This is a genomic window from Leisingera sp. F5, assembly GCF_001593695.1.
Map to the genome: position 1 here is coordinate 1 of NZ_LUKH01000239.1, position 3,439 is coordinate 3,439.

The window sequence follows — 3,439 nt, forward strand, 5'->3', positions numbered from 1 at the left end:
CCGCAGCACTCCGCATGCTCAAGACTGTCTCAATCCTCGCCGCCGCCTTCGGCCTTGCCATGGTGCTGGCGCTGGCCACCCCGCTGGGCACGGCACTCGGCCTGTTCATCGATCTCGCCTTCCTGCCGGTGGACGGCGCCCAAGCGCTTACTCCCGGCTCGGCCGCCCTGATGACTGCAATCAGCGGCGGGCTGATGTGCGGCTTCTGCGTGCTGATCTATCTGGTCACAGAGCATATCTACAGCAGCAACCCCGCGCTGGGCCGCCGTCTGCTGGTCCCGGCGCTGCTGGCCTGGTACATCCCCGACAGCCTCGGCTCCCTCGCCGCCGGCGCCTGGTTCAACGTGGTGATGAACACGCCCTTCCTGCTGCTGTTCCTTGTGCCGCTGATGCTGGCCCGCCCCGCCGCCGCGCAGACTGCATGAAAAAAGAGGGCGAAACCGCCCCCTTTCATCTTTCCAGAAATACTCCGGGGTGAATAGGCCGAAGGCCAAGAGGGCAGCGCCCCTCATCCTTCCCCGGCGGGGCAGCGCCCCTCTCACTTATTCCGCGGCCACCTTCCGGGCCGCCAGAATGTCTTTCAGATAGCGCCCGGTGTGGCTGCGCGGCTCATCGGCCACGGCCTCGGGCGTGCCCGCTGCAACAATCTCACCACCGCCATCGCCGCCCTCGGGGCCGATGTCGATGATCCAGTCGGCGGTTTTGATCACATCCAGATTATGCTCAATCACAACCACAGAATTGCCTTGCTCCACCAGCTCGTGCAGCACTTCCAGCAGCTTTTTCACATCCTCGAAATGCAGCCCCGTGGTCGGTTCGTCCAGAATATAAAGCGTCCGTCCGGTGGACCGTTTCGACAGTTCCTTGGACAGTTTCACCCGCTGTGCCTCGCCGCCCGACAGCGTGGTCGCCTGCTGGCCTACCTTGATATAGCCAAGACCCACCCGCATCAGCGCATCCATCTTGTCGCGGATCGCAGGTACCGCCTGAAAGAACCCCTGCGCATCTTCCACAGTCATATCAAGCACATCAGCGATGCTCTTGCCCTTGAATTTGATCTCCAGCGTCTCGCGGTTATAGCGCGCGCCCTTGCAGGTCTCGCAGGTCACATAAACGTCAGGCAAAAAGTGCATTTCGATCTTGATGACGCCATCGCCCTGGCACGCCTCGCAGCGGCCGCCCTTGACGTTGAAGGAAAACCGCCCCGGCTTATACCCCCGCGTCTTGGCCTCCGGCAGACCGGCAAACCAGTCGCGGATCGGAGTGAAGGCGCCGGTATAGGTCGCCGGGTTCGAGCGCGGCGTGCGCCCGATCGGGCGCTGGTCGATGTCGATCACCTTGTCCAGGTGCTCCAGCCCTTTGATGGTCTCGCAGGGCGCCGGGGTCTGGCGCGCGCCGTTCAGCCGCATCGAGGCGGTCTTGAACAGCGTCTCAATCGTCAGCGTCGACTTGCCGCCGCCGGAGACGCCGGTCACGCAAACGAACTTACCCAGCGGGAACTCGGCCGTCACCTCTTTCAGGTTGTTGCCGGTGGCTTTCACCACCTTGATTTTCTTCTTGTTGCCCTTGCGCCGTTTGGCTGGCACCGCGATTTCGCGTGTGCCCGACAAATACTGGCCGGTGATCGAATTCACGTCCGACGCAACCGCCCCGGGGGTGCCGTGGCTTACAACTTCACCGCCATGCACCCCGGCGCCGGGGCCGATGTCAAAGACGTAGTCCGCCTGCCGGATCATGTCCTCGTCATGCTCCACCACAATCACCGTGTTGCCCTGGTCGCGCAGGTTCTTCAGGGTGCCGATCAGCCGGTCATTGTCGCGCTGGTGCAAACCAATCGACGGCTCGTCCAGCACATACAGAACCCCGGTCAGGCCAGAGCCGATCTGCGAGGCCAGCCGGATCCGCTGGCTTTCGCCACCAGACAGCGTGCCGGAATTGCGGCTCAGCGACAGATATTCCAGCCCCACGTTGTTCAGGAATCCCAGCCGCTCGCGGATCTCTTTGACGATGGCGCGGGCAATCTCCTGTTTCTGTTGGCTCAGATGGTTCGGCACGTCCTCGATCCAGGCCAGCGCCTCGCGGATCGACAGCTGCACCACCTGGCCCGCATGAACACCGGCAATCTTCACGGCCAGCGCCTCGTCCCGCAGCCGGTAGCCCTGGCAGTGGTGGCAGTGGCGGTTGTTCTGGTAGCGTTCGAACTCCTCGCGGATCCAATTGGAATCGGTCTCGCGGTAACGCCGCTCCATGTTGGGGATCACCCCCTCAAAAGTGCGCTCCACCTGATAAACGCGCCCGCCCTCGTCATAGCGGAACATGATCTCTTCTTCACCGGAGCCGTACAGGAACACCTGCTGCACATGGGCAGGCAAGTCCTTCCAGACAGTGTTCTTGTTGAACTCGTAATGCTTGGCGATGGCCTCGATGGTCTGCAGGAAATAGGGCGACTTGCCCTTGCGCCAGGGCGCGAGCGCCCCGTCATAGACCTTCAGGGACTGGTCCGGCACTACCAGCCGCTCGTCAAAGAACAGCTCCACCCCCAGCCCATCGCATTCCGGGCAGGCCCCGAACGGCGCGTTGAAGGAAAACAGCCGCGGCTCAATCTCCGGAATGGTGAAACCGCTGACCGGACAGGCGAAATTCTCGGAAAAGGTAATCCGTTCCGGATCGCCCTCCCGCGGCGCGGTTTCCAGAATGGCAATGCCATCGGCCAGATCCAGCGCGGTACGCAAACTGTCTGCCAGCCGGGTTTCCATGCCTTCGCGGACCACCAGCCGGTCCACAACCACATCAATGTCATGGCGGAACTTCTTGTCCAGCACCGGCGGCTCGTCCAGTTCATAGAACTCCCCGTCCACCTTCACCCGCTGGAACCCCTGCTTGCGCAGCTCCAGGAATTCCTTCTTGTACTCGCCCTTGCGGTCGCGGACGATCGGCGCCAGCAAATAGCCGCGGGTGCCCGCCTCCATCTCCATGATCCGGTCGACCATGTCCTGAACCTGCTGCGCTTCAATCGGCTTGCCGGTCGCGGGGGAATAGGGCGTGCCGGCACGTGCAAACAGCAGCCGCATGTAATCATAGATCTCGGTCACCGTGCCAACAGTGGAGCGCGGGTTCTTCGATGTCGTCTTCTGCTCAATCGAGATTGCCGGGGACAGACCGCTGATGTGATCCACATCCGGCTTTTCCATCATGTCGAGGAACTGCCGCGCATAGGCGCTCAAGCTTTCCACATAGCGGCGCTGACCCTCGGCATAGATGGTGTCGAACGCCAAGGATGACTTGCCGGAGCCGGACAGGCCGGTGATCACCACCAGCTCATCGCGCGGAATATCCACGTCGATGCTCTTCAGATTATGTTCGCGCGCGCCGCGCACTTCGATGGATTTCAGCTCAGCCATAATGCCCCCGTGCCCGCGCCTGCCAAACCAGCGGCAAA

At 62.2% G+C, this 3,439-nt stretch carries 2 protein-coding genes; one reads left to right on the plus strand and one right to left on the minus strand.

What is annotated here, in order from left to right; all coding sequences use genetic code 11:
- Positions 1 to 425 (plus strand): excinuclease ABC subunit A (locus A2I95_RS28100; RefSeq protein WP_291735208.1); only part of this gene is annotated, 425 nt, incomplete at its 5' end.
- Between the two features lie 117 nt (positions 426 to 542).
- Here the strand turns inward: A2I95_RS28100 and uvrA are convergent.
- Positions 543 to 3,401 (minus strand): excinuclease ABC subunit UvrA, encoded by a 2,859-nt coding sequence (gene uvrA / locus A2I95_RS28105; protein WP_291735210.1) that lies wholly within the window; start codon positions 3,399 to 3,401, stop codon positions 543 to 545.
- Between the last annotated feature and the right edge of the window lie 38 nt (positions 3,402 to 3,439).